We start from the raw sequence: 26,071 nt of genomic DNA on the forward strand, positions 1-26,071 counted from the left end.
GGAAATCAGTTTTTTATTATCGTTTTTTTATGTTAATTAAAAAAAAGAAAATAAAAAAGTTAGTAAAAAACTAACTCGTTTATAAAATTCTATTTTAGAATTGCATTAATTTTACCTTCGAATTTAGAGACTGATTCAATTTTAATTTTTACTCATTGTCCTACTTTAAAGACATTATCTTTGTTTTTTAAAAATATTTCATTTTCATCCATTTCATAATCTATTCCTGGTAAAGTAGAAACATGCACTAATGCACTAGAACCATTTTTCATTTCTACAAAAAAACCAAATTTTTTTATAGAAACTATTTGAGCATCGAATTCTTCATTTATTTTATCTTCGTAAAATTCTGCAATTTTAATTCCTAAAACTTCTCTTTCTAGAGATATAGCACTTTGCTCACTTAAAGAATTTTTTAAAGATATTTCTTCAAGTTCATTTTTAAAATAATCAATATTTTCTTTTTTATTTTCAAAAATAAATTCTCTTAAAAGACGGTGAACTATTAAATCAGGGTATCTTCTTATAGGGCTAGTGAAGTGTGTATAAAATTTAGATGCTAAACCAAAATGTCCTATATTTTTATCAGAGTAAATAGCTTTTTGCATCGTTCTTAATAAATTAATTTTAATAAAATTATCAAAGTTAATATCTTTTATTTTTTCCATAACATTTGCAAAAATTATAGGACTATCTGTATAAGGGATTTTGACATCAATATTTAATGATTTTAAAATATGGTTAAAACTATCAATTTTTTCAGCTTCTGGAACGGGATGAATTCTATATATAAATGGCAATCCCTTTTTAGACATAAATTCGGCAATGTTTTCATTAGCTCTAACCATAAAATCTTCGATCATATTTTCACTAGTATTTCTATCTCTAATTACAATATCAATTGTTTTTCCATTTTCATCTAAAATTACTTTTGATTCCTCAAACTCAAAATCAATAAAACCTTGTCCTTTTTTATATTTTCTTATAATTTCAGCAAGTTCTTTAGCATTATTTAAAAGGGTATTTATATTTTCATCAAAATCTATTTTTCCTTCATAAAAATCATTAACTTGATTATAGGTAAGTCTTTTATAAGAATTAATAATAGAAGGATAAAATTTAACCCAAGTATTTTCGCCTTTAGAATTAATTTGACACTCCATCGTAATTGTAAAACGATCAACTTTCGGATTTAAAGAACATATACCTGTTGAAAGCTCAAAAGGAAGCATAGGAATAACTCTATCAGCTAAGTAAACGGATGTTCCTCTTTTTCTTGCTTCTAAGTCAACATCATCATTTTCTTTTACGTAGTAACTTACATCAGCGATATGAACTGATAAAATGAATTCACCATTTTCAGTTTTTTTAATACTAATTGCATCATCAAAATCTTTAGTATCTTCACCATCGATTGTTACAATAACTTCATTTCGTAGATCTACTCTATTTTCTATATTTTCATTTTTTATATCTTGAGGGATTTGTTTAGCTTTTTCTAAAACTTCTTTAGAAAAAATGTGATTTACTTCGCTTTTTTCTATAGCTAATTCTATATCTTTAAAAGGTGAATTAAGATCACCGAATCTATCTACTAAATCAATGATGATGTAATTATTTTTAATTTCTATAATTTTAACTTTAACAACTTCGTGTGGAAAAAAACTGTATTTTTTAAATCACCTAAAACGCGATTGAATTTTAGAATCAAATGGTGTAAAATCAAAAAAACCGTTGTTGACTTTAATATATCCAAAATATTGTTTATCAGATCTTTCTAATATTTTATTAATAGCACAAAATAATCCTTCTTTATTTTCTTCTTGAAAACAAGTTGCTTCAACGATGTCACCATCTAAAGAGTTTAAAGTGTAAAATTTAGGCACAAAATAAGATTCTTCATTCTCTGTTTTTATAAAACCAAAACCTCTATTATTTAAAGAAAATTCTCCTTTTATTTTAATAGCTTCTTTTTTGTAAAAGTAAAAATCATTCTTACAAAAAAGAAGATTTTTCTTTAGCATTTCATTTAAAAAAATAGAAAACTCTTTATTGAATTTTCTATCTATGTTTAGTTTTTTAACTAAGGATAAATAATTAATCTCATTTTTTTGTGCTAAGGTTTGTATTTCTTTAATATTAAAATTTTTCATGCTTAAAATAATCTAAATAGTAGTGCAAATAATAACAAAAAAGATCCCAGTCCAAACATTGTTCATTTTAAAATTTTCTTAAAACCTCTTTCTTTTGAGACTTTAAATAAATCTAAATCAGAAGAACCAACTAAAGCACCAGAAAAACCATTAGAATCAGGGGACATTAATAAAGAAACAATCATTATTCCTAATGAAATAATAATTAAAATAGTCATTATTACTACTTTCATGTATCTCCTTTTATTATAAAATATAATTAATTATAACATTTAGAAATAAAATAAGAATGAAAAGGATTAAAATGAAAATAGTATTAGCGGGAACTCCTGAATTTAGTGTACCTATTTTTGAAGAAATAATTAATAATTTAAATGTTGTTGCAATTATTTCGCAACCAGATAAACCAGCTAATAGGGGTTATAAAGTAATACCAACACCTGTAAAAGAATTAGCGCAAAAATATAATATTAAACTATTTCAACCAAATAAAATATCAGAAATAAAAGAAGAATTAGAAAAGTTAGAATACGACATTTTAGTTACAGCCGCATTTGGTCAGTGAATTCCGGATTCAGTTTTAAAAATAGCAAAAATAGCTTCTGTAAATATACATGGATCAATTTTACCTAAATACAGAGGAGCTGCTCCTATACAACATTCTTTATTAAATGGAGACAAAGAAACGGGCATAACTTTAATTTATATGGTAAAAGAAATGGATGCTGGAGATATGCTAGCTAAAGCATATTTAAAAATCGAAGAAGAAGACACTTCAAAGGAATTGTTTGAAAAATTATCAAATTTAGCTAAGGAAAATATAGTTGATTGATTAAAAAAATTATACAATAATCAACTATCTATAACTCAACAACAACATTCAGAAGCCACTTTAGCACCAAAAATCGAAAAAAGCTTTTCTCAGGTGTTTTTAACCGATGATTACTTAGAAGTATATAAAAAAATAAAAGCTCTTAATGAAAATCCGGGAGCATTTATTCTTACTAAAGAAAATAAGAGATTAAAATTATTTAGAGCATCTTTGAATTTTGTTAAAAGTTCCATAAAATTGAATTTTAAAAATGGTGATTTATATATATATGAATACCAATATGAAGGTAAAAAGAAAATAAATGTTAAAAGTCAATAAAAAAAGAATATAAAAAAACTAGAGAAAATAACTCTAGTTTTTATTTTCTGTTGAGCATTTACATACACCACAAGAACATTCTCTACTACATGAGCATTCTTTGCAAAAGCATTCAGTATTCATATTTTCTCCTTATTAAAAATAAATAATAACTTTTTTTATTTTAAAAGAAAAAATAAAAAAAGTGTCTTAAATCTAAAAAAATCCAAAATTATAGTAATTTTATTCCTTTTTTAGCTAAAGATTCTTTATATTTTTCTGGTCAAAAACTAGATTGAACTTCTCCAATATGTTTTTTTTCTAATAAAAGCATACTTACTCTACTTTGCCCTATACCGCCACCAATTGTGTAAGGTAATAATTCATTAATTATTTTATAGTGATATGGTGAAATTTTTTCTATTTCTTTTGAGCTTTTATTTGCTTGTTCGCAGATTGCCTTTTTATCAACTCTTATCCCCATGGAAGAAATTTCTAAAGCTTTATCTATTTCCGGAGCATATATAATTAAATCTCCATTTAAATTTCAATCATCATAATCAAAAGCTCTAGAAGAATGTTTAATTCCTGAATTTAATTTATAACCAATTTGATAAATAAAAACAGAACCATATTTTTTCGCTATTAAATTTTCTCTTTCTTCAATAGAAAAGTTAGGGTATAAATTTTCTAAGTCTTGACTAGAAATAAAGAAAACTTTAGGAGATAACTCGTTTTTTAGTATAGGAAATTCTTTTTGTATTTCTTCTTTAGTAGCTAAAAGAGCTTTATATATATTTACAACAGTTTCTTTTAGAAAGTCCAAATTTCTTTGTTTTTTTAAAATAATTTTTTCTCAATCTCATTGATCGACGTAAAAAGAATGAGTTTCGTCTAGATCCTCTTCTTTTCTAATAGCGTTCATGTCTGTATAAATTCCTTCATCAGGAAGATATTCATATTCTTTTAAAGCTTCTCTTTTTCATTTAGCTAAAGAATGAACAATTTCTAGGTTAATTTCTGAATCTTTAGGTTTGAATGTAACTGGATTTTCCCCATTTAAACCATCGTTTAAACCAGAGTCACTACGAACAAAAAGAGGAGCAGTTGCTCTAGTTAAATTTAGTCTTTTTTGTAATTCTCTTTGAAATATTTTTTTTAGATTTTGAATAGCTAATTGTGTTTCTTTTACAGATAATTTTGATTTATACATATTAATCCTCTTTTATAAATTTTTCTATAATTTCAAAATATTTTTCTAAATTTTCAAAATAAATCATGTGTCCACATTTTGAAAAAATTTCAATTTCAATATTTTTGACATTATCTTGAAAATATTGAACACATTTTTCTTTATCTATAACGGCATCTTTTTCACCTAAAATAAGTAAACTAGGGATCGTTATTGATTTTAAACCTTCTTCAATTTTATTCATTAACTCAATATTTGGTAAACTATTCCCTAATTTTAAAATAGTGGGGTTATTATATAAAAAATAGTCGAAATTTTCTCTTTCTTTTTCCACTCATTTTTCATTATTTAATAATAAACTAGAATCATAATAAAGGGCACTTAAAAAAACCTTAAATTCTTCAAAATTTTTAGGAAAATAAGTATTAAAGAAATCGTCTTTTTTTATTAACGAAGATTTATTCATTGGAGCGACAAAAATCATTTTTTTAAATAGTGAAGGTTCTTGTTTGTATGCAAGAGAAATAATGCCTCCACCCATCGAATGACCTATTAATATAACATTTTCTAAATTATTATTTTTTATAAAATTAATCAATAATTTAGAAAAAGATTCAACACTAACTTCATCACTATTTTTTGGTTCCAACAAATCATTTCCCGGAAAGGAAATGGCATAATAATCGCAATAAGTTCATTTATCCATAAAAACATTATGCCTTGTGTGATTAGAATTAAATCCATGAACAAAAATTATATTATATTTAGAGTTATTATTATTTTTATAAGAAAAAGGATAATCATATTTTATTCTCATAATTTTACCTACTTGTTTTTTAACATAATAAATTTTATAATAAATAAAATATGTTAGTTAAAAATTAATTTAAAAATAATTACTTTATTCCCTTTATAAAAACTAAAAATAATTTGTATTTTGATATTTATTTATTTAATTTTTAAAAAATTAAATTATAATTTTTATATAAAAATAATAAGGAGAGAAATGAGTTTAGTAAATGCAAAATTAATGATGAAAGATGCATATAAGAAAAAATATGCAATCCCTCACATTAATATAAATAATTTAGAATGAGCAAAAACAGTTTTATTAGCAGCGCAAGAGATGAAATCACCTTTAATTTTAGCTACTTCAGAAGGTGCTGTAAAATACATGGGTGGTTATAAAACAGTTTATGGAATGGTTTCAGGTCTTATGGAAGATTTAAAAATAACTATTCCAGTTGCATTACATTTAGATCACGGTTCATTTGATGCTTGTGTAAAAGCTATTAAATCAGGTTATACATCTGTTATGTATGATGGTTCACACGAAACATTTAAAGTAAACTACAACAATACAAAAAAATTAACTAAACTAGCATTAGTTAATGGTGTATCGGTGGAAGCTGAAGTAGGAACTATCGGTGGAGAAGAAGATGGAATTGTAGGTAATGGAGATATAGCAAATCCAGATGAAGCTAAAAAAATGTCTTCATTAGGTATTGATATGTTAGCAGCAGGAATAGGTAATATTCATGGTCCATACCCAGAAAGTTGAAAATCATTAAATTTTGAAGCTTTACAACAAATATCAGCGAAAGCTAAAATAGGATTAGTATTACACGGTGGATCAGGTATACCTAAAGAACAAATCCAAAAAGCAATATCGTTAGGTATTTCTAAAATCAATGTTAATACAGAATTACAACAATCAAATGCTAAAGCTATATGAGCTTATGTAGAATCTGGAGAAGCTAAAAAAGGTAAAAACTTTGATCCTAGAAAATTATACGCTCCAGGAACAGCGGCAATGAGAGAAACAGTTATAGAAAAAATTAAAGAATTTGGTTCAGAAAATAGAGCATAGTCTCTATTTTTTTATGCGAACTTTTTTAGGAAAAATCCTTTTAATTTTTCAACTTTTTTTCTCGTTATTACTGATATCTTGTAGAGAAAATAATAATTTTCAAAAAAATACACAAATGGTATCGTCAGTTTACGACGGAGATACCTTTACATCAAAAGGTATAAGATATAGACTATTTGGTATAGATGCCCCAGAAATTAAAGACAAAAATGGAAATTTTACAAAAAATAATAAACATTTATTTGCTTTGAAAGCTAGAAATTTCTTAAAAGAAAATATTTTAAAAAAAGAAATAGAAATTATAGAAATTTCTAAAGATAAATACAATAGAAAAGTAGCCAAAATATCTTATAAAAATAAGGACTTTTCTAAGGAATTATTAAGAAATGGTTTAGCTATTATAAGGTATATATCTTTGGATGTTAAATCACCTTTTTATACAAAAGATAAAGAATATTATGAAGAATTATTAAATGAAGTTTATCATGCTAAAAAATGAAAAAAAGGTTTTTGAAAAATATATAATTCAGATTCAGAAGTTGAAAAAAATCTCTATTAGAACTTTTTTATTTTTATTGCAAGAAATTTAGTGCATTTAAAATGACTATAATGAAGATATTTCTATAAAATGCTTGTCTTTTTTTTTTTTTTTGTAAAATGATTTTGGATTTAATAATCTAAAAAGGCAATATGCATGAAATAAGAAAAGATAATTCTGAAGAAAAGGAAATTCTTAGAATTGAATTTAAAAGTGAAATTATGTTTATATTGGGATTCATTTTTTTCTTTTTTTTGGCAATTTTTTCAATTATTGGTATAAATAGTGATGACGGTACTTTCAAAACCATTAGTATAATTTCTTTTATAATTTCTATATTATTAGTAATATCATACATTTTTCTACATATAAAATTTGGTAAAAAGCAAAATGTAATTATTACAAGCAAAAAAATAAAAGGCACAATATATAAATTCATTAATGGAAAATCTACCGGAATTTTATACAACTTTTCAATGAGAATTGACCAAATAGATGAAATTTATTCTACCGGATCTAATTTACATATAGTTTTTGTTTCTGGTTCAAACAATTCTAGAGAAAAAGAAATTATTTTAACAAAATTAAAAAATATTCAAGAAGTTCAAGAACGATTAGAAGAGTTAATGAGTGAATCCAAAAATAGTACAGATTTACAATTTGAAATAGAAGCGAAAAAATTAGATTTAGAAAAAGAAAAAATAGAAGCATTAAAAAATTTAAAAAATTAGATAAATTATAAAAATAAAGTGACAATAAATATAATAATTATTTATAATTTAAATTCCTTAACTCTCTTAAAATATTTAGGGAGTTTTTTTAATATATTACAAATGTACACAAAATTATTTGATTTTTATGTTTTAGAGATAAATTAAATAATTTTAAATTAAGAAAAAGTATTTTTACTTAATCTTTATATATATTATTTTGCTTATTTATTATATTTAATTATTTTTTTAAATTTATATTTAAAATAAAAAATGTTAAAATTTAAAATTACAATGGATAAAACAAAAATATTTTTAAAAAATAATGTAAGAATAATAATTTCTGATTTAACTAATACATCTCAAGAAGCTATAAAATTACAAAAAACAAATCCTTTTCCTTCTTTTGTTTTAGCTAAAGCAATTTCAGTTTTAGGACCTTTAGCTTCCATTTTAAGCCTAAAAGAAGGGAAAGTTTCTTCTTTTATAAAAAGTAATAATGGAACTATTAAAAGTTTAATTGTTGAATCTAATTCAAAAGGAGAAATAAGAGCCCTAATAGACAACCATCTTTTAGAAACAGAAAAAGATGAGGCAGATTTTGAAACCATACCTTTATTTTTAGCGCTTGGAAATGAAGGTCTTATGAGAATAGTAAGAACCATAAATGGTCAACAATTTGGCGGAGAAGTAAAGTTGGTAAAATCTGATATAGTAACAGATTTAGCATATTATTTTAATGTTTCAGAACAAATTTATACAGCAATAATTTCTAGTGTTAAATTTAAGGATAAGTATAACTTAGAAAGAGTTTACTCTGCAGTTTTTCAACTTTTACCAGGACATAATTCTAATGATATTGAGTGAATAGAAAACTTTATTAAAGATTATAAATTAGAAGAATATTCTTTAAATGATTATATAAAACTATTAAATGCAGAGTTTAGAGGGGAACAAGAATATAAGTGAAGTTGTGACTTTAAAAAAGCAAAAGCTTTAGAATCGTTAAAAATGTTAGATAAAAAAGAAATAGAAAAAATATTAGAAGAAGATAAAAAAATAGAAGTAGAATGTCACTTTTGTAAAGAACTGTTTGTTTTCAAAAAAGAGGATTTTTAATATGAATAAAATAATATCTTTAAAAAATATTAAAAAAATATATGGTAATAAAGTAGTATTGGATAATTTCAATTTAGATATTTATAAAGGTGAAAGAATTGCTTTTTTAGGTGGTAATGGTTCTGGAAAAAGTACAACTGTAGAATTGATAGCTAAAATTAAGCAACCTACTTCTGGAGAAGTTTGATGATCTGATGATGTTAAAATTGGCATTCAGTTTCAATAATCTAAATATCCACTAGGAATAACAACAAAAATGTTAATCGATTTTTACTTAGATAGTTATGGTAGAGAAAATGTAGATGATAAATATATTGAAAAAATGATCAATATGTTTAGATTAAAAGAATTAGAAAATAAACAAATTTATGAATTATCCGGCGGACAGCAACAAAGAATAAATATTTTATTATCATTAATTCATAAGCCAAATTTTTTAATATTAGATGAATTATCTACGGGTTTAGATATACAAATAAGAAGAGAAATTAGACAATATGTTTTAGATTATTTAGATGAAAATCCTGAATGTTCACTAATTTTGATTACACATAATGTTTCTGAAGCTCTAAAAATGTGTAATAAAATCATAATATTAAATAAAGGTGAGATTTTTATTAACGATAAAATAGATAATTTAATTCAAAAACATGGAGATTTAAATAATTTTATAGATGATTTTTTCAAGAAAATTTATTTTGAAAAGCAAAGTGAAACTACAATAAAAGAGAAAAAATGATCATTTTTTAAAAGGAAGGATAAAAAAAATGAAAGCAGTTTTTAAGTTAATAAATGCTTATTATTGAAAAGGTTTTTTTGGTCCTTTTTTTACTTTATTTTGGCCTTTTCTAATTTTTTTTCTTTTAGGTAATGTAACATATTCTAATGCATTAACATCTTTAGAAAAAAATAATTTATCCAGCGAAATAATAGAAAAAAACATTTTAAATCTAGCTAAATCTATAATTGTAGGAGTTTTAATATCTACAATTATTTCAAATGGTTTGATTGGTTTTTCTACAATTATTGTTGATTTTAAAAAATCTACTTTAATAAAAAGAATAGGATCTGCAAATATTCAAAAAAGTCATTTTATGCTAGCTTCGTTATTTTATCAATTTGTTTGAACACTTTTTGTAATAATTTGAGTTCCTTTGGTAGGTACATTAGTTTTAGGGTTTAATAAATATTTAAATTTTTCAATCGGTTTTAATTTGGGGCTTATTTACATATTGCCTTGAATAATGCTTCTCTTTTTAGTTTCTGTTTCTATGGGATTGTTAATTATTTCGTTAGTTAATAGTACAATTGGTGCTTCTACTATAGCTAATTTAGTATTTTTTCCTATTTCTTTTCTATCGGGAGGATTTGGAAATGGAAAACCTAATTTAAACTACGCTCCATTAATTCATTTTTTTACTTATATAATTCCGACTAAGTACGTATCTGATCCACTATTTGTGGTTTTTGAAGAAGAAAAATATTCTTCTCTCTATTCAATAATGGGGTGACAAAGTTATGGTTTCCCTATACTGAGCATAGTTTTATCTTTGATTTTTATATTTATATCTATTAAAAAATTTAAATGGGGAGAATAGTGAAAAATAAAACATTTGCTTCAATTGAATCTTTTACTGGAGGAGCATTTTCTTATAAAATTGTCTCTCAGCCAGGGGCATCTAAATATTTTAAAGGTAGTATTGTAACTTATTGAAATGAAATAAAAGAAAAAATAGGTGTTAACACTTCTAATGGAGTGATAAGTGCAGAAACAGCATTAGAAATGGCGAAAAGAGGAAGAGAATTTTTTGATGTTGATTATTGTTTTGCTTTTACAGGTAATGCAGGACCTATTCCTATGGAAAAAAATGATATAGGTGAAACATATATTGCAATTAACGAAGAAGTGTTTCGATTAGAACTAAAAGGAAATAGAGAAGAAATAATTTCCCAGGCGGTTGAATTCGCGTATAAAAAATTTAAAGCTTTAAATGAATAAACAAAATTTCCCTTTTTTGTTTATTTTTATTATTAAAAAATAAAATTTTTTTATTTTATATATGGAGGAATCAAAATGGAAAATAATAAAATTTTAAAAGAAGCTTTAAATGAAATAGAGAAGAAATTTGGTAAAGAATCCATAATGTTATTAGGAGAGAAACCGTCTGTTGATACAGAAACATTTTCTTCAGGATCAATCGCTATTGATCATGCGTTAGGAATCAATGGTTTTCCTAAAGGAAGAATAATAGAAATATTTGGCCCTGAATCTTCAGGAAAAACAACAATAACATTGCATGCTATTGCAGAAATTCAAAAAAGAGGTGGAATAGCTGCTTTTATAGATGCTGAGCACTCAATTGATCCTACATATGCTAAAAATTTAGGCATTGATATTAATAATTTAATTTTATCGCAACCAGATTCTGGTGAGCAAGCTCTTGAAATAGTTGATACTTTGGTTAAAACAGGAGCAATAGATTTAATTGTTGTAGATTCTGTAGCTGCTTTAGTTCCTGAAGCGGAATTAAATGGAGAAATGAAGGATCAAACAATTGGAGCACAAGCTAGGTTGATGTCTAAAGCATTAAGAAAAATTACAGCATCACTTAATAAAAATGGAACGACTGTTATTTTTATTAATCAAATCAGGGAAAAAGTGGGTGTTATATTTGGTAACCCCGAAACCACTCCAGGAGGAAGAGCTTTAAAATTTTATTCTTCTATTAGAATGGAAGTAAGAAAATCAACCCAACTAACAACGGGAAATGATGTTACAGGAAATTTAGTTAAAATAAAGGTTGTTAAAAATAAATTATCAATTCCTTTTAAAACTGCTCATGTGGAAATAATATTTTCACAAGGTATTTCTAGATATGCAGAAATTGCACAGTTAGCAGAAGATTTTGGGATTTTAATTAAAAAAGGTGCATGATATTCTTATGAAGGAGAAAATATAGCTCAAGGAAAAACGAATTTAAGACTTTATTTAGAAAATTCTCAGTCTTTTTTTGAAGAAATTAAAGAAAAAGTTTTACTAAAATTAGAAGAAAATTAAAATAAATATTAAAATATAATCATAATGGAAAAAGAGCTACGTGTTTTATTTATTGGAGATGTTTTTGGTGTAAGTGGAATTCAAGCAATTGAAAAACACTTGGATTATTTAAAAGAAAAATATAAAGTTGATTTAGTAATAGCTCAAGCTGAAAATGTTTCAGGAAGAAAAGGAATGAATGTAGTTGATTATACTAAATTGAAAGACATAGGAATTGACATTTTCACCTTAGGTAATCATGTATGAGCAAACCAAGAAATACATAATATTATAGATAATAATGATATAGTACGTCCTTATAATGTAGAAAAAGGGGTTTATCCAGGATCAGGAAGTAATGTTTTTAATGTTAAAAACTTTAAAATAAGAATAACTTCTTTATTAGGTAAAACATTTAATAAACTTAATAATCCTTGAAAACAAGAAGAAGCAAATTCTTTTTTTGACTCAATAGATGAAATTTTGGAAGTTGATAATAATAGTTCTGATTTTCATATTATTGATTTCCACGCGGAAACAACTTCAGAAAAAAATGTTTTTGGATTATATGTTGATGGTAAGGTTGATGCTATTTTAGGAACGCATACCCATGTACAAACTAATGATGATAAAATCCTACCAGAAGGAACTTTATATATTACCGACGTTGGTATGACAGGCCCTAAGGATTCTGCTATAGGGGCAAATTTTTTAGAAGTATATGAAAAAATGAGATATAACCAGAAATCTAGATTTAAAGCTTCTGATAATAAAGCTCAATTCAATGCGGTATTTTTAATATTAAGTAAAGATAGAACAAAAAGGAAAATAGAAAAAGTTTTCTTATTAGATTAAAATTTTAATTTGCATTTTTAAAAATGCATTTTTTTATTTTGATAATTAAAAATATAGTATATAATGTATTAGCAAAAAGCATTGAAACTTCAATTTTTAATAAGTAGAAATAAAAAATAAAAATTATTTTCACTTTAGTAAAAAACATGTTATAATACTTTTTGCGTTGTTATTTGCGAATAATAACAACACTTGAATTTTAGATCTTTCAAAACTAAGTGCAAAAACCATAATTACACACAAATCAATTTCAAGAGTTTGATCCTGGCTCAGGATGAACGCTGGCTGTGTGCCTAATACATGCATGTTGAACGAAGCAGTGCTTGCACTGACTTAGTAGCGAATGGGTGAGTAACACGTACCTAACCTACCTTTAAGATTGGGATAACTATTGGAAACAGTAGCTAATACCAAATACGGTTTATTATCGCATGATGATAAATTAAAAGAAGCCTTAAAGCTTCACTTAGAAATGGGGGTGCGGAACATTAGCTAGTTGGTAGGGTAAAGGCCTACCAAGGCGATGATGTTTAGCCGGGCCGAGAGGCTGTACGGCCACACTGGGACTGAGATACGGCCCAGACTCCTACGGGAGGCAGCAGTAGGGAATTTTCCACAATGAGCGAAAGCTTGATGGAGCGACACAGCGTGCAGGATGAAGGCCTTCGGGTTGTAAACTGCTGTTGCAAGGGAAGAAAAATTTAAGGAGGAAATGCCTTAAAACTGACGGTACCTTGTTAGAAAGCGATGGCAAACTATGTGCCAGCAGCCGCGGTAATACATAGGTCGCGAGCGTTATCCGGAATTATTGGGCGTAAAGAGTTCGTAGGTTGTTTGTTAAGTCTGAAGTTAAATACTGGAGCTCAACTCCAGCCCGCTTTGGATACTGGCAAACTGGAATTACAAAGAGGTTAGCGGAATTCCTAGTGAAGCGGTGGAATGCGTAGATATTAGGAAGAACACCAATAGGCGAAGGCAGCTAACTGGTTGTATATTGACACTGAGGAACGAAAGCGTGGGGAGCAAACAGGATTAGATACCCTGGTAGTCCACGCCGTAAACGTTGATCATTAGTTGGTAGAGAATTTACCGATGCAGCTAACGCATTAAATGATCCGCCTGAGTAGTATGCTCGCAAGAGTGAAACTTAAAGGAATTGACGGGGACCCGCACAAGCGGAGGAGCATGTGGTTTAATTTGAAGATACGCGTAGAACCTTACCCACTCTTGACATCCCTTGCAATGCTATAGAGATATAGCGGAGGTTAACAAGGTGACAGATGGTGCATGGTTGTCGTCAGCTCGTGTCGTGAGATGTTTGGTTAAGTCCAGCAACGAGCGCAACCCTTGTCTTTAGTAACTAGATTAAGTTGAGGACTCTAGAGAGACTGCCTGGGTAACCAGGAGGAAGGTGGGGACGACGTCAAATCATCATGCCTCTTACGAGTGGGGCAACACACGTGCTACAATGGTTGGTACAAAGAGAAGCAATATGGTGACATGGAGCAAACCTCAAAAAACCAATCTCAGTTCGGATTGAAGTCTGCAACTCGACTTCATGAAGTCGGATTCGCTAGTAATCGCAGATCAGCTACGCTGCGGTGAATACGTTCTCGGGTCTTGTACACACCGCCCGTCACACCATGGGAGTTGGTAATGCCCGAAGCCGGTTAGTTAACTTCGGAGACGACTGTCTAAGGCAGGACCGATGACTGGGGTGAAGTCGTAACAAGGTATCCCTACGAGAACGTGGGGATGGATCACCTCCTTTCTACGGAGTACATAGACATCTTTTTATAATTTGGCATTTTATAATTTTTAATAATTCATATTATGGGCTTAGCCAAAGAGTTTTGCACTTAGTTTTGAAAGATTTAACTTTCAAAATAGTTCTTTGAAAACTGAATAGCAAATATTTTTTTTAAATATTTCAACAACGACATTACAATACAAAAACCGAGTCTAACTGTAAAAAGTTAGAATTAAATTAGATACCTTAGAAATACAAATCAAAAACAATAGGCTTAATAAATAAGTTATATTAGCTTTTAAATAAGTAAGAGTATATGGTGGATGCCTTGGGTCTGGAAGTCGATGAAGGACGTGAATACCTGCGATAAGCCTCGTGGAGCTGGATTGAGCTATGATACGGGGATTTCCGAATGGGGGAACCTAGCTGAATAAACTTCAGTTGCTTTATAATGAATACATAGTTATAAAGGCGAGACACGTTGTGAATTGAAACATCTTAGTAGCAACAGGAAAAGAAAATAAATAATGATTTCGTTAGTAGTGGCGAGCGAAAGCGAAAGAGCCCAAACCATCATTTTGATGGGGTTGTAGGACATTCTATATAGAGTTACAAAAATTTATTATAGTTGAAAAAGTTGGGAAGCTTTGACATAGAGGGTGATATCCCCGTAAACGAAATAATAAATTCTCTTGAATGTATCCTGAGTAGGGCGGGGCACGTGAAACCCTGTCTGAATCTGCCGGGACCACCCGGTAAGGCTAAATACTAACCAGACACCGATAGTGAAACAGTACCGTGAGGGAAAGGTGAAAAGAACCCCGAGAGGGGAGTGAAATAGATTCTGAAACCGTATACTTACAATTAGTCAGAGCTCGTTAATGAGTGATGGCGTACATCTTGCAGTATGGGCCGGCGAGTTATGTTAACATGCGAGGTTAAGTGGAAAAAAACGGAGCCGTAGGGAAACCGAGTCTGAATAGGGCGATTATAGTATGTTGATATATACCCGAAACCAGGTGATCTATCCATGAGCAGACTGAAGCTTAGGTAAAACTAAGTGGAGGGTCGAACCGTAGTACGCTAAAAAGTGCCCGGATGACTTGTGGATAGGGGTGAAATTCCAATCGAACCTGGAGATAGCTGGTTCTCCTCGAAATAGCTTTAGGGCTAGCGTGTAGTGTTAAACATTGGGGGTAGAGCACTGAATATGGAATGGCGGCGCCTAGCTGTACTGACTATAATCAAACTCCGAATACCAGTGTGTATTACTATGCAGTCGGAACATGGGTGATAACGTCCGTGGTCGCGAGGGAAACAACCCAGATCGTCAGCTAAGGTCCCAAAATTATGTTAAGTGAGAAAGGTTGTGAGGTTTCATAAACAACTAGGATGTTGGCTTAGAAGCAGCCATCATTTAAAGAGTGCGTAATTGCTCACTAGTCAAGAGATCTTGCGCCAATAATGTAACGGGACTAAACATAATACCGAAGCTACGGGTACGAAAGTACGTTAGAGGAGCGTTCTAAGTGGCGGTGAAGCTAAATCGTAAGAATTAGTGGAGTACTTAGAAGTGAGAATGCCGGCATGAGTAACGATTCGGAGTGAGAATCTCCGACGCCTATTGGGAAAGGTTTCCTGGGCAAGGTTCGTCCACCCAGGGTTAGTCAGGACCTAAGATGAGGCTGAAAAGCATAGTCGATGGATAATAGGTTAATATTCCTATACTTCCTATAAAAGTGATGGAGTGACGGAGAAGGATAGTATTACCACTTATTGGATTGTGGGGTAAGCATTAAGAAGGATGATTTGGCAAATCCGGTCATCATAACTTTGAGATGTTATGCATAGTGAAAGAGAGATCAAGTAACGAATTATATGATTTCATGCTTCCAAGAAAAGCTTCTAGCGTTAATTTTATAGGAACCTGTACCGAGAACGGACACACGTTCCCAAGATGAGTATTCTAAGGCGAGCGAGAAAACCAATGTTAAGGAACTCTGCAAAATTATCCCGTAAGTTCGCAAGAAGGGATGCCTACATTAAGTAGGCCACAGTAAAATGGGGGGGGTGACTGTTTATCAAAAACACAGCTCTCTGCTAAGTCGCAAGACGATGTATAGGGGGTGACGCCTGCCCAGTGCCCGAAGGTTAAGTGGAGCTGTAAGCTTTATGCGAAGCAGTGAAATGAAGCCCGGGTGAACGGCGGCCGTAACTATAACGGTCCTAAGGTAGCGAAATTCCTTGTCAACTAATTATTGACCTGCACGAAAGGCGTAACAATCTCCCCACTGTCTCAACATTGGACTCGGTGAAATTATGGTCCCAGTGAAAACGCTGGGTACCCGCATCAAGACGAAAAGACCCCGTGGAGCTTTACTATAGCTTCGTATTGAAAATTGGTCTAACATGTGTAGGATAGGTGGGAGACTTTGAAGTAAGGACGCTAGTTCTTATGGAGTCAACCTTGAAATACCACCCTTGTTATATTGATTTTCTCACCTGCTCCCATTATCTGGGAGGGGGACAGTGCGTGGTGGGTAGTTTGACTGGGGCGGTCGCCTCCTAAAAGGTAACGGAGGCGTTCAAAGTTACACTCAGTATGGTCAGAAACCATATGAAGAGCGCAAAGGTAAAAGTGTGATTGACTGCGAGACCTACAAGTCGAGCAGGTGCGAAAGCAGGACTTAGTGATCCGGCGGTACATTGTGGAATGGCCGTCGCTCAACGGATAAAAGCTACCCCGGGGATAACAGGCTTATCTTCCCCAAGAGATCACATCGACGGGAAGGTTTGGCACCTCGATGTCGGCTCATCGCATCCTGGAGCTGGAGTCGGTTCCAAGGGTTTGGCTGTTCGCCAATTAAAGCGGTACGCGAGCTGGGTTCAGAACGTCGTGAGACAGTTCGGTCCCTATCTGATGTGGGCGTTGGAATATTGATGAGAGCTGCTCTTAGTACGAGAGGACCGGAGCGGACGTATCACTGGTGCTCCAGTTGTTTCGCCAGAAGCATAGCTGGGTAGCTAAATACGGAAAGGATAACCGCTGAAGGCATCTAAGCGGGAAGCCTCCTCAGAGATTAATGTTCCCTTGAAATTCCTTATAGACGATGAGGTTGATAGGTTGGGTGTGTAAGTGTAGTAATACATTGAGCTAACCAATACTAATAAATTGATTGATTTAATAGCTAAATTCTTAGGTATTTAATTTAATTGAGTAATAAATTGCTATTCAGTTTTGAAAGAACTATTCTCCTTTATTTTTATAATATAATTACTATTAAATAAATATATAAAACAAAAGAGTATATAAAATTTTATTCAAAACTTTTAAATTATTTGAAAAATATGAAGAGAAAATTAAGATTATTTTTTATAAATAAAAAGAAATGTTTACATTAATATTATTAGCTGTTTTAAAAAGTATAATATTAGGAATTTCATTTCTATTTCTGTTTAAAGTTTTTGATAACATTATCAATAATGAAAAATTATACTCAATATTTATTTTTTCTTTATTATCGCTTTTAATGACGTTATTTAATGTTTATTTAAATTATCTTTATAAAATAAAGTATAAAAACAAATTATTATCTATAATCCATAAAATAAACAATGAAGTAATTACTAAAATATCCAATTCTACACCAAAAAAACTTGAACAAAAAACTTCTGATAATCTTTTATACTATTCTTATGAATTACCTAATCAATTTTTGAATTATTTTTATGAGCCAATTTTTTTATTGATAGAAGATGTTTCTAAAATTATAATTTTATTATTTATATTATTTTATTTTCATTGGATAATAGGGATTGTTTGCCTTTTACTAGCTATAATACTGATTTTATATTTTAATTTTAGTTTATTTAAAATGACCAAATATAATTATAAAAATATAGATCTAGAGGAAGAAAATAGATACAATATAGAACACTATCTAAAAATTTACGAAGATTTTTTCTTTTTAAATAAAAGAGAAAAGTGATTTCGTTGTAGTTTTAGTAAAATTAAAACAAATCAACTAAAAATGTATAAAAATGACAAGAAATTTTATTTATTAGATTTTTTAAATCAAATAATTTTAAGCATTTCTTTAATAATACCTATTATTTTAATTGCAACTTTTAGTTATTATCAAATTTTTAATTTTACCAGTTCTATATTTTTAATTTCTATTATCACCATCTCTTTTTGATTAAAAACTGTTGTTGATATTTACAGAACAATTCCTGCTTTTAAAATAGCTAAAGATGTTAAAATGGAAATGAAAAGTTTTATTAATATAAATAAATTTAATTCTGAACAAGAAAAAAATATTAATTTTCAATCTTTAGAAATAAGAAAATCACTTCTAGCAAATTTTCAAGAATTAAATTTAAAACTTAATCTTGGCGAAAAATTATTAATAACAGGAAAATCAGGAATAGGTAAAAGTATGTTATTAAAATTGATAACAAAAAGCGAAGAATTAGATTATAAAGGCGAGATTTTTTGAAATGATATAAATATAAAACTAATACAACCTGAAGAAATAGTTAAAAATATTACTTTTTTAGATTCTAATAATATTGTTTTACAAGATAGTATAATAAATAATATAACTTTATATGAAAAAGATTACAATATTGAAGAAGTTAAAAACATTTTAAAAATATTAGATTTAGATATAGATTTAAATTTAAATGCAAAGAATTTAAGTGAAGGACAAAAACAAAAAATTCTTTTAGCAAGAGTCATTTTTTCAAAGAAGCAAAAAATTATAATTTTAGATGAGACATTTAATAATATAGATAAAGAAACAGCTAAAAAAGTAAGGGAAATAATAATGAAAAAATCATTAATTTATATAGAAGTATCTCATAATTTAGATTTAGAAAAACATAATTTTGATAAGGTCATAGAATTAAAAGATGAGAAAGATCATTTTAAAAGATAAAAATAGTTATTTTATTTTTGCATATTTATTATTCTTAATAATAGTAAATTTATTTTCATTATTTTTTCAAATAGAAGCTATAAAGATATTATTCAATTTTTCTGAAAGAAATAGTGCAAATTTCTTTGTATATCAGTTGTTATCATTAAGTTTAGAACTCTTATGACAATCATTCAAATCTTTCGCTAATATTTTTATAAAAAAACAAATTTATGTAATAACTGTTTATAAAAAAAGTCAAATATTTAATTCGTTAAAAAATTATAAACCTTCAAAAATAAAAGAAAGTAGTGTTACTGAATATATATTTGATTTAGAAATTAATTTAAATCAATATATAACAAATTATGTTGAAATTTTCTACAATATATTTTGAAACATATCATTATTTTTTTGTTTATTAATTTTTATAATAGTAGAATCGATAATTTTATCACCATGAATTTTATTATTTTTACTCTTTATATTTTTTTCTCTATTTTCATCAATATTTTTTCCTTATTATGCAGCAAAGAAAACCAAAAAAATGAATAAAAAATATTTAGAAATTAAGAAAAATAAAATGGCTCATTTTAGTGATTTAGTTAGCAATTTTAAATTTTTTTATTGATTTAATAAAATGAATAATTTTTCAAATTCATCAAATTTAACTTTATTAGAAATTCATAGAAAAAACACCCATTTATATAGAAAAAAATCTAAATTTCTCTTTATGGAAAATTTTATTAATGCCTTTATAGAACAAATAAATTTTATTTCTTTTTCTCTTATTACTATTTTCAATCCGATTAGTAAAATAATAGTTTCTATATCTGAAAGCATTTTTTCTTCTATTAAAAATTTAACAAAAGAAAGTCTAGAAGATTATAAAGAATTCAAGATAAATAAAAATTTGGAAGAAAGAATAGAAAAATTTAAAATTTTGGATAACAAAAACGAATTTAAAAAATACGAAATTAAAGAAATGGAAATTAAAAACTTAAATTTAAAATTTAATAATAATTATGTTTTCAATAATTTTAATTATAAATTCTTGCAAAATAAAAAATATTTAATTAAAGGAAAATCAGGAATAGGAAAAACTAGTTTAATAAACATTTTATTAAATAATTTAAATAAAAATTATTATAATGCCGAAATTTATTTTAATTCTAAGCAAGCTAAAGAAGAGGATTTCTTTAATCTTTATGATAATTTGATTTATATAAATAATCAAGAATTAGAATATAACATTAGTGCTGAGAGTGTATTAACTTTATTTGATAAAATAGCCTCTCAAAAAAACAAATACGTAAAGGATAACGCACTTATTGATTTTGATTTAAATCAATCTTTTGATAAATTATCAACAGGTCAAAAACAAAGAGTAAAAATAGCTAGATGATTTTATTTTGAAGAAAAAAATATTTTAATTTTAGATGAAGCTCTTTCTGCGATTGATAAAGATACTAGAATAAAAATAATTAATAATATATCGAAAAAGAAAAATGCTATTATTATATCGATTTCGCATTATCACAGCGAAGAAGAGGAAAAAGAATTTGATTTTATATTAGAATTTTAAGTTACTAATAATTAGTTTATTTATTCTTTTTTTCAAAAAATAATGTATAATTCTAAATGTAATTTTAGACTTTGAAGCATAAGGTTGCGATACTCCGAGATTAGTTGTTATTCGTTGTACGGTTTTTATGTGGAGTCTTAGTTCAATAAAATAAGAACAGAAAGGAACAACATTTAATGAATGATAAATTAAAAATAAAATTAAAAGCGTTTGATCATAAAATAGTTGATAGTGCTTCATTGAAATTAGTTAATTTATTAAAAGAATTAAAAGTAAAATTTAGTGGACCTGTGCCATTACCTACAAAAAGAGAAGTATTTACTATTTTAAGATCTGTGCACGTAAATAAAACTTCACGTGAGCAATTTGAAAGTAGAACACATCAAAGGTTAATAATAATATCAAATGTTTCTAAAGAAGCATTAGATAAAATAAAAAGATTAGAATTACCAATTGGTGCTCAAATATTATTAGATACAAAATAAAAGGAGAAATATGAAAGGAATCTTAGGAAAAAAAATTGGAATGACTCAACTATATACAGATTCGGGTAATTTATTACCAGTTACTGTTATAGAGGTTAAACCAAATGTTGTAACACAAATTTTCACAAAAGAAAAAGATGGTTATAATTCAGTTCAATTAGGATTAGAAGATAAAAAAAATTCTAGACAAAACAAACCTGAACAAGGGCATTTTAAAAAATCAAATACAACACCTAAGCGCTTCGTAAAAGAAATTAGAAATATGCTTGGTTTTGAATTAGGTCAAAATGTTGATTCTTCAATTTTTAAAGTTGGAGAACTTGTTGACGTAGTAGGAACTTCAAAAGGAAAAGGTTTTGCTGGTACTATTAAAAGACATAATCAAGCTATTGGGCCAAAATCACATGGTGGAGGGGGAGGTTCTCAACCACTAAGACAAACTGGTTCATTAGGAGATATTTCAGGAAACAAAGTTGTTAAGGGTATGACAATGCCTGGGCAAATGGGGAATGTTAGAAGAACAGTTCAAAATTTAGAGATATTAAAAATCGATCTAGAAAATAACATTTTAATAGTTAAAGGGTCTGTTCCAGGTCCTAAAAATTCATTTGTAATCGTAAAAGAAGCAGTTAAACAATTACCTTCTAAAACAGCTGTAGAATTAGTTAATTTACAAGAAACATTAGAAAAAAATCATTTATTCGAATTAGCTAAAAAACATAATGTTGAATTACACATGGAAATGTCTGTAGAAGAAATGAAAAAATTATTAGATGATGCTCAAAATAAAACAGAAGGAGAAAAATAATGGAAAACACTGTTAAAAAAACTCCAGTTTCAAAAAGAACATCTGTAAAAACAAGTAGTACAAAAGTGGTAGTTAAAACATCAAAATCTACAAAAACACCTGAATTAGCTAAAACTGTAAATTTACCTAAGTCAGTATTTGGTATTGAAACAATAAATTCACAGGCAATATTTGATGTAATATTATCAGAAAGAGCTTCTAGAAGACAAGGTACTCACAAAGTTAAAAGTAGAGCAGAAGTAAGCGGAACAGGAAAAAAACCTTGAAGACAAAAAGGTACAGGTAGAGCTAGAGCTGGTTCAATGAGATCACCAATTTGAGTAGGTGGAGGAAGAGCTTTTGGTCCTACAAATGAAAGAAATTACAATTTAAAAGTTAATAAAAAAGTAAGAAGTTTAGCATTTTTTGGAGCATTATCACAATTAGCTAAAAATAATCAAGTTATTGTTAAAAGTTTTAAATTAAATGATTATTCTACAAAAAGCATTGTTAAAGAATTAACAGAATTAAAAGTTGAAAAATTAAGAAATATATTAATAATATCAAACGACGAAAAAGTATTTAAATCATCAAATAATTTACAAAATGTTGTTGTGACAAAAGTAACATCAATTCTTGTAGAACAATTAATTCAAGCAGATGTTTTAATTATCGGAAAAGAAGATATCAAATATTTAGAAGGGTTGGTTAAATAATGAATATAAATGAAATAATTAAATATCCAATTCTAACTGAAAAAAGTTATTCAAAAATGAATGAAGGCGTTTATGTTTTTGCTGTTGATAGAAGAACAAATAGAAGCGAAGTTAAAAAAGCTGTTGAATTTATTTTTGATGTAAAAGTAGAAAAAGTTAATATTTTCAATGTTCCTAAAAAAGCAACTAAATTAGGAAGATTCAAAGGTTTTACTAATTCATATAAAAAAGCAATTGTTAAATTAGTAGAAGGTCAAACAATAGCAATATTAAACGAAGATGTAGATACAATTAGTGCATCTGAAGAAAATAATTTAAAAGTTGAAGAAACTAAAAAAGAAGTAAAAACTTCAAAATCTGCAGAAGAAGTAGCAAAAAAAGTTTCAGAAAAATTAGCTAAAAAATAATTTAGCATCATTAAGGACTTTAAAGATAACAATATTTTAAAGTATATTTATAAGGAGTAATAATGGCAATTAAGCATTATAAACCTACTTCAAATGGACGTCGTGGTATGACTAGCCTTGACTATAAACAAAATTTATCAGGTCATGAACCTGAAAAAAGTTTATTAGTAACTTTACCTAAAAAATCAGGTAGAAATAATCAAGGTAAGATAACTACTCGTCATAAAGGTGGGAGAAATAAAAGAAAATACCGTATTATAGATTTTAAAAGAAATAAAGATAATATTTATGGAACAATTAAAACAATTGAATATGATCCAAATAGATCAGCAAATATTTCTTTAGTTGTTTATTCAGATGGGGAAAAACGTTACATACTTTCTCCTAAAGGTATCAAAATAGGTCAAAAAATTATTTCTGGTGAAAAAGTTGATATTTTAGAAGGAAATAGTTTACCTTTATACAACATACCTGAAGGTACTGTGGTACATAATATAGAAATGCAACCTGGTGGAGGAGGAATAATAGCTCGTTCTGCTGGTGCATCTGCTCAAATTCAAGGTAAAGATGAAGATGGGAAATATGTTGTTTTAAAATTAAAATCAGGTGAATATAGAAGAATTTTATCAAGATGTAGAGCAACAATAGGTGTAGTTGGAAATGAAGAACACTCACTAGTTAACATAGGTAAAGCTGGTAGAAATAGACATTTAGGTATTAGACCTACAGTTCGTGGTTCTGTTATGAACCCTATTGATCACCCACATGGTGGAGGGGAAGGAAAACAACCTATTGGTAGAAAATCTCCATTAACCCCATGAGGTAAAAAAGCTCTTGGAGTTAAAACTAGAAATAATAAAAAATCTTCAACTAAATTAATTATAAGAAGAAGAAAGGAAAGTAAATAATAATGGCTAGATCACTTAAAAAAGGTCCATTTGCTGATTTATCTTTACTAAAAAAAGTTGAATTAATGAATGAACAAAAAAATAAAAAACCAATAAAAACATGATCTAGAAGATCTACAATCTTTCCTCAATTTGTTGGTTTAACATTCCAAGTTCACAATGGAAAAATTTTTAATGATGTTTTTATTACAGATGATATGGTAGGACATAAGTTAGGAGAATTTTCTCCAACTAGAACTTATACAGGACATGGTGCAGATAAAGGGAAGAAAAAATAATGCAAAAAGCAATAGCGCAAGTTAAAATGCAAAGAGTATCAGCTCAAAAAGCACGTTTAGTAGCTGATTTATTCCGTGGTAAAAAAACAAACGAAGCACTTTCTATCCTACATAATACAAATAAAAAATCATCAAAACTTTTTATAAAACTTTTAAATTCAGCAATAGCAAATGCTGTAAATAACTTTGGTATGAATGGTGAAAATTTATATGTTAGCGAAGTTCAAGTTAATGAAGGTCCTACATATAAAAGATTCCAACCAAGATCTAAAGGTACTGCATATTCAATTTTAAAAAGAACATCACACTTATCAATAACAGTTATAGAAAAATAGTAGTAGGAGAATAAAATGGGACAAAAAGTTAATCCAAATGGATTTAGATATGGAATTACAAAAAAACACAATGTTAATTGATTTGCTGATAAATCTCACTTCTCTACTTATTTATTAGAAGATGTTAAAATAAGAGAATATGTAGAAAAATTTGTTAGAGAATATCAAATTGGAAAAGTAGAAATAAGAAGAGATCAAAATAACAAAGTTTCTTTAATAATACATACTGCAAAACCAGGAGTTGTATTAGGTCAAGGCGGAGAAAACGTCAAAAAATTTACAACTGATATTCAAAAATTTGTTAAAAATAAAAAACTTAATCTAAATATAGAAGTTATAGAATTAGATAAACCTGAAATAAATGCTCGTTTAGTAGCAGAACAAATAGCTATTAAATTAGAAAACAGAGGTTCATTTAGAGTTGCGCAAAAATTTGCAATTAAAGTAGCTTTAAAATCTGGAGCAAAAGGAATTAAAACACAAGTATCAGGTAGACTTAATGGTGTTGAAATGGCGCGTGCTGAAGGTTATTCTGAAGGTGAAATGAAATTACACACTTTAAGACAAAATGTTGACTATGCTCAAGCAACAGCTCATACCACATACGGAGCTTTAGGTGTTAAAGTTTGAATTTCTTTAGGAGAGGTTAAAGAGGGTGATAAATAATGTTACAACCTAAGAGAACCAAATATAGAAGAAATTTTAGAATTTCTCACGATAAAAGAGAAGCTCACAAAGGAAATAAAGTTTCATTTGGAGAATTCGGTCTTCAAGCAACAACTTCAGCTTGAGTTACAGCTAGACAAATAGAATCAGCAAGGATTGCTATAACTAGAAGAATGGGTCGTGAAGGAGATGTTCATATTAGAATTTTCCCTCATTTATCATTAACTTCTAAACCTATAGGAGTTCGTATGGGTTCAGGTAAAGGTTCACCAGAAAAATGAGTAGCAGTTGTTAAGGTTAATACTATGATGTTTGAAGTTTCTGGTGTAAAAGAAGAAATAGCTAAAGATGCTTTAAGACTAGGTGGTCATAAATTACCTGTTAAATGAAAAATAGTTAAAGCAAATGAAGAAGGAGATAAATAATGGAATTCAAAGAATTAAAAAATAAATCTCTTTCAGAACTAGAAAAATTAGTAACTGAATATAAAGCAGAATTATTTTCATTAAGATTTAAAAATGCGACATCACGTTTAGATAAAACACATCAAATTAAAGAAATTAGAAAAAATATTGCAAGAGTTTTAACAGCTATTAAACAACAAGAAAATGCAACTAAAGGTGGAAAATAAA

25 protein-coding genes, 2 rRNA genes and 1 pseudogene are annotated in these 26,071 nt (G+C 28.1%); 24 read left to right on the forward strand and 4 right to left on the reverse strand.

The features are described 5' to 3' along the window. Positions 1 to 89 precede the first annotated feature (89 nt). Complete coding sequence (rnr, locus tag NX772_RS00360) at positions 90 to 2,153, reverse strand: ribonuclease R (protein WP_036450194.1); 2,064 nt, start codon at positions 2,151 to 2,153, stop codon at positions 90 to 92. 2 nt (positions 2,154 to 2,155) lie between these two features. Next, complete coding sequence (gene secG / locus NX772_RS00365) at positions 2,156 to 2,386, reverse strand: preprotein translocase subunit SecG (RefSeq protein WP_027123361.1); 231 nt, start codon at positions 2,384 to 2,386, stop codon at positions 2,156 to 2,158. 71 nt (positions 2,387 to 2,457) lie between these two features. Here secG and fmt point away from each other — a divergent pair, with 71 nt between their 5' ends. After that, positions 2,458 to 3,303 (forward strand): methionyl-tRNA formyltransferase, encoded by an 846-nt coding sequence (fmt, locus tag NX772_RS00370; protein ID WP_027123362.1) that lies wholly within the window; start codon positions 2,458 to 2,460, stop codon positions 3,301 to 3,303. A 211-nt stretch (positions 3,304 to 3,514) separates the two neighbouring features. Here the strand turns inward: fmt and asnA are convergent, their stop codons facing one another. Together asnA and NX772_RS00380 are read right to left on the reverse strand one after the other, a co-directional pair. Continuing rightward, positions 3,515 to 4,495 carry an aspartate--ammonia ligase gene (asnA, locus tag NX772_RS00375; RefSeq protein ID WP_027123363.1) on the reverse strand — a complete coding sequence of 327 codons (981 nt, stop codon included), beginning with the start codon at positions 4,493 to 4,495 and terminating at the stop codon, positions 3,515 to 3,517. A gap of 1 nt (position 4,496) precedes the next feature. Continuing rightward, entirely contained in the window at positions 4,497 to 5,291 is a 795-nt protein-coding gene (locus NX772_RS00380; protein ID WP_027123364.1) for an alpha/beta fold hydrolase, read from the reverse strand. A gap of 189 nt (positions 5,292 to 5,480) precedes the next feature. Here NX772_RS00380 and fba point away from each other — a divergent pair, with 189 nt between their 5' ends. From fba to rpmC, 23 genes and pseudogenes are all read left to right on the forward strand, one after another. Next, complete coding sequence (gene fba / locus NX772_RS00385) at positions 5,481 to 6,344, forward strand: class II fructose-1,6-bisphosphate aldolase (RefSeq protein WP_027123365.1); 864 nt, start codon at positions 5,481 to 5,483, stop codon at positions 6,342 to 6,344. A 115-nt stretch (positions 6,345 to 6,459) separates the two neighbouring features. Then, positions 6,460 to 6,903, forward strand: coding sequence for a thermonuclease family protein (locus tag NX772_RS00390; RefSeq protein WP_169733381.1), 444 nt, complete (start codon positions 6,460 to 6,462; stop codon positions 6,901 to 6,903). Positions 6,904 to 7,034: 131 nt separating this feature from the next. Further along, on the forward strand, positions 7,035 to 7,613 hold the full coding sequence (locus tag NX772_RS00395; RefSeq protein WP_027123366.1) for a hypothetical protein: 579 nt from the start codon (positions 7,035 to 7,037) through the stop codon (positions 7,611 to 7,613). A 252-nt stretch (positions 7,614 to 7,865) separates the two neighbouring features. Then, a complete protein-coding gene (locus tag NX772_RS00400) occupies positions 7,866 to 8,711 on the forward strand; it encodes an Hsp33 family molecular chaperone HslO (protein WP_027123367.1) in 846 nt (281 codons plus the stop codon). Position 8,712: 1 nt separating this feature from the next. Further along, positions 8,713 to 9,495 (forward strand): annotated as a pseudogene (locus NX772_RS00405) (ABC transporter ATP-binding protein). Next, complete coding sequence (locus tag NX772_RS00410) at positions 9,479 to 10,309, forward strand: ABC transporter permease (RefSeq protein WP_027123368.1); 831 nt, start codon at positions 9,479 to 9,481, stop codon at positions 10,307 to 10,309. Before NX772_RS00405 ends, NX772_RS00410 begins: the two are co-directional and overlap by 17 nt. Further along, on the forward strand, positions 10,309 to 10,710 hold the full coding sequence (locus NX772_RS00415) for a CinA family protein (protein ID WP_240532009.1): 402 nt from the start codon (positions 10,309 to 10,311) through the stop codon (positions 10,708 to 10,710). The genes NX772_RS00410 and NX772_RS00415 overlap by 1 nt, the downstream gene beginning before the upstream one ends. A 75-nt stretch (positions 10,711 to 10,785) precedes the next feature. Continuing rightward, positions 10,786 to 11,769: a recombinase RecA gene (gene recA, locus NX772_RS00420; RefSeq protein ID WP_027123370.1), complete on the forward strand. Its 984-nt coding sequence runs from the start codon at positions 10,786 to 10,788 to the stop codon at positions 11,767 to 11,769. A 24-nt stretch (positions 11,770 to 11,793) separates the two neighbouring features. Next, positions 11,794 to 12,603 (forward strand): TIGR00282 family metallophosphoesterase, encoded by an 810-nt coding sequence (locus NX772_RS00425; protein WP_027123371.1) that lies wholly within the window; start codon positions 11,794 to 11,796, stop codon positions 12,601 to 12,603. A gap of 246 nt (positions 12,604 to 12,849) precedes the next feature. Further along, positions 12,850 to 14,374: ribosomal RNA gene (locus tag NX772_RS00430) — 16S ribosomal RNA — on the forward strand. A 275-nt stretch (positions 14,375 to 14,649) separates the two neighbouring features. After that, positions 14,650 to 17,542 (forward strand): 23S ribosomal RNA (locus tag NX772_RS00435). Together the 16S and 23S rRNA genes form the textbook arrangement of a ribosomal RNA operon. 200 nt (positions 17,543 to 17,742) lie before the next feature. Then, complete coding sequence (locus tag NX772_RS00440) at positions 17,743 to 19,293, forward strand: ATP-binding cassette domain-containing protein (RefSeq protein ID WP_259429383.1); 1,551 nt, start codon at positions 17,743 to 17,745, stop codon at positions 19,291 to 19,293. Next, positions 19,268 to 20,857: an ATP-binding cassette domain-containing protein gene (locus NX772_RS00445; RefSeq protein WP_027123490.1), complete on the forward strand. Its 1,590-nt coding sequence runs from the start codon at positions 19,268 to 19,270 to the stop codon at positions 20,855 to 20,857. The genes NX772_RS00440 and NX772_RS00445 overlap by 26 nt, the downstream gene beginning before the upstream one ends. A 176-nt stretch (positions 20,858 to 21,033) precedes the next feature. Further along, entirely contained in the window at positions 21,034 to 21,342 is a 309-nt protein-coding gene (gene rpsJ, locus NX772_RS00450) for a 30S ribosomal protein S10 (protein ID WP_027123491.1), read from the forward strand. Between the two features lie 10 nt (positions 21,343 to 21,352). Beyond that, the gene (gene rplC, locus NX772_RS00455; RefSeq protein ID WP_027123492.1) at positions 21,353 to 22,150 is read left to right on the forward strand and encodes a 50S ribosomal protein L3; all 798 of its coding nucleotides are present in this window, start codon (positions 21,353 to 21,355) and stop codon (positions 22,148 to 22,150) included. After that, on the forward strand, positions 22,150 to 22,845 hold the full coding sequence (gene rplD, locus NX772_RS00460; RefSeq protein ID WP_051542193.1) for a 50S ribosomal protein L4: 696 nt from the start codon (positions 22,150 to 22,152) through the stop codon (positions 22,843 to 22,845). Before rplC ends, rplD begins: the two co-directional genes overlap by 1 nt. Beyond that, a complete protein-coding gene (gene rplW / locus NX772_RS00465; protein ID WP_036450264.1) occupies positions 22,845 to 23,252 on the forward strand; it encodes a 50S ribosomal protein L23 in 408 nt (135 codons plus the stop codon). Before rplD ends, rplW begins: the two co-directional genes overlap by 1 nt. A gap of 62 nt (positions 23,253 to 23,314) precedes the next feature. Then, positions 23,315 to 24,160: a 50S ribosomal protein L2 gene (rplB, locus tag NX772_RS00470; RefSeq protein ID WP_027123493.1), complete on the forward strand. Its 846-nt coding sequence runs from the start codon at positions 23,315 to 23,317 to the stop codon at positions 24,158 to 24,160. Positions 24,161 to 24,162: 2 nt separating this feature from the next. Then, complete coding sequence (rpsS, locus tag NX772_RS00475; protein WP_027123494.1) at positions 24,163 to 24,438, forward strand: 30S ribosomal protein S19; 276 nt, start codon at positions 24,163 to 24,165, stop codon at positions 24,436 to 24,438. Then, the gene (rplV, locus tag NX772_RS00480) at positions 24,438 to 24,773 is read left to right on the forward strand and encodes a 50S ribosomal protein L22 (protein ID WP_036450267.1); all 336 of its coding nucleotides are present in this window, start codon (positions 24,438 to 24,440) and stop codon (positions 24,771 to 24,773) included. Before rpsS ends, rplV begins: the two co-directional genes overlap by 1 nt. Positions 24,774 to 24,788: 15 nt before the next feature. Beyond that, positions 24,789 to 25,439 carry a 30S ribosomal protein S3 gene (gene rpsC / locus NX772_RS00485; protein ID WP_027123496.1) on the forward strand — a complete coding sequence of 217 codons (651 nt, stop codon included), beginning with the start codon at positions 24,789 to 24,791 and terminating at the stop codon, positions 25,437 to 25,439. Continuing rightward, positions 25,439 to 25,864 (forward strand): 50S ribosomal protein L16, encoded by a 426-nt coding sequence (gene rplP / locus NX772_RS00490; protein WP_027123497.1) that lies wholly within the window; start codon positions 25,439 to 25,441, stop codon positions 25,862 to 25,864. Before rpsC ends, rplP begins: the two co-directional genes overlap by 1 nt. Then, positions 25,864 to 26,070, forward strand: coding sequence for a 50S ribosomal protein L29 (gene rpmC / locus NX772_RS00495; protein WP_027123498.1), 207 nt, complete (start codon positions 25,864 to 25,866; stop codon positions 26,068 to 26,070). Before rplP ends, rpmC begins: the two co-directional genes overlap by 1 nt. Position 26,071 lies beyond the last annotated feature (1 nt).

The sequence above is a fragment of the Mesomycoplasma molare genome (genome assembly GCF_024918955.1).
Taxonomy (GTDB): domain Bacteria; phylum Bacillota_I; class Bacilli_A; order Mycoplasmatales; family Metamycoplasmataceae; genus Mesomycoplasma_A; species Mesomycoplasma_A molare.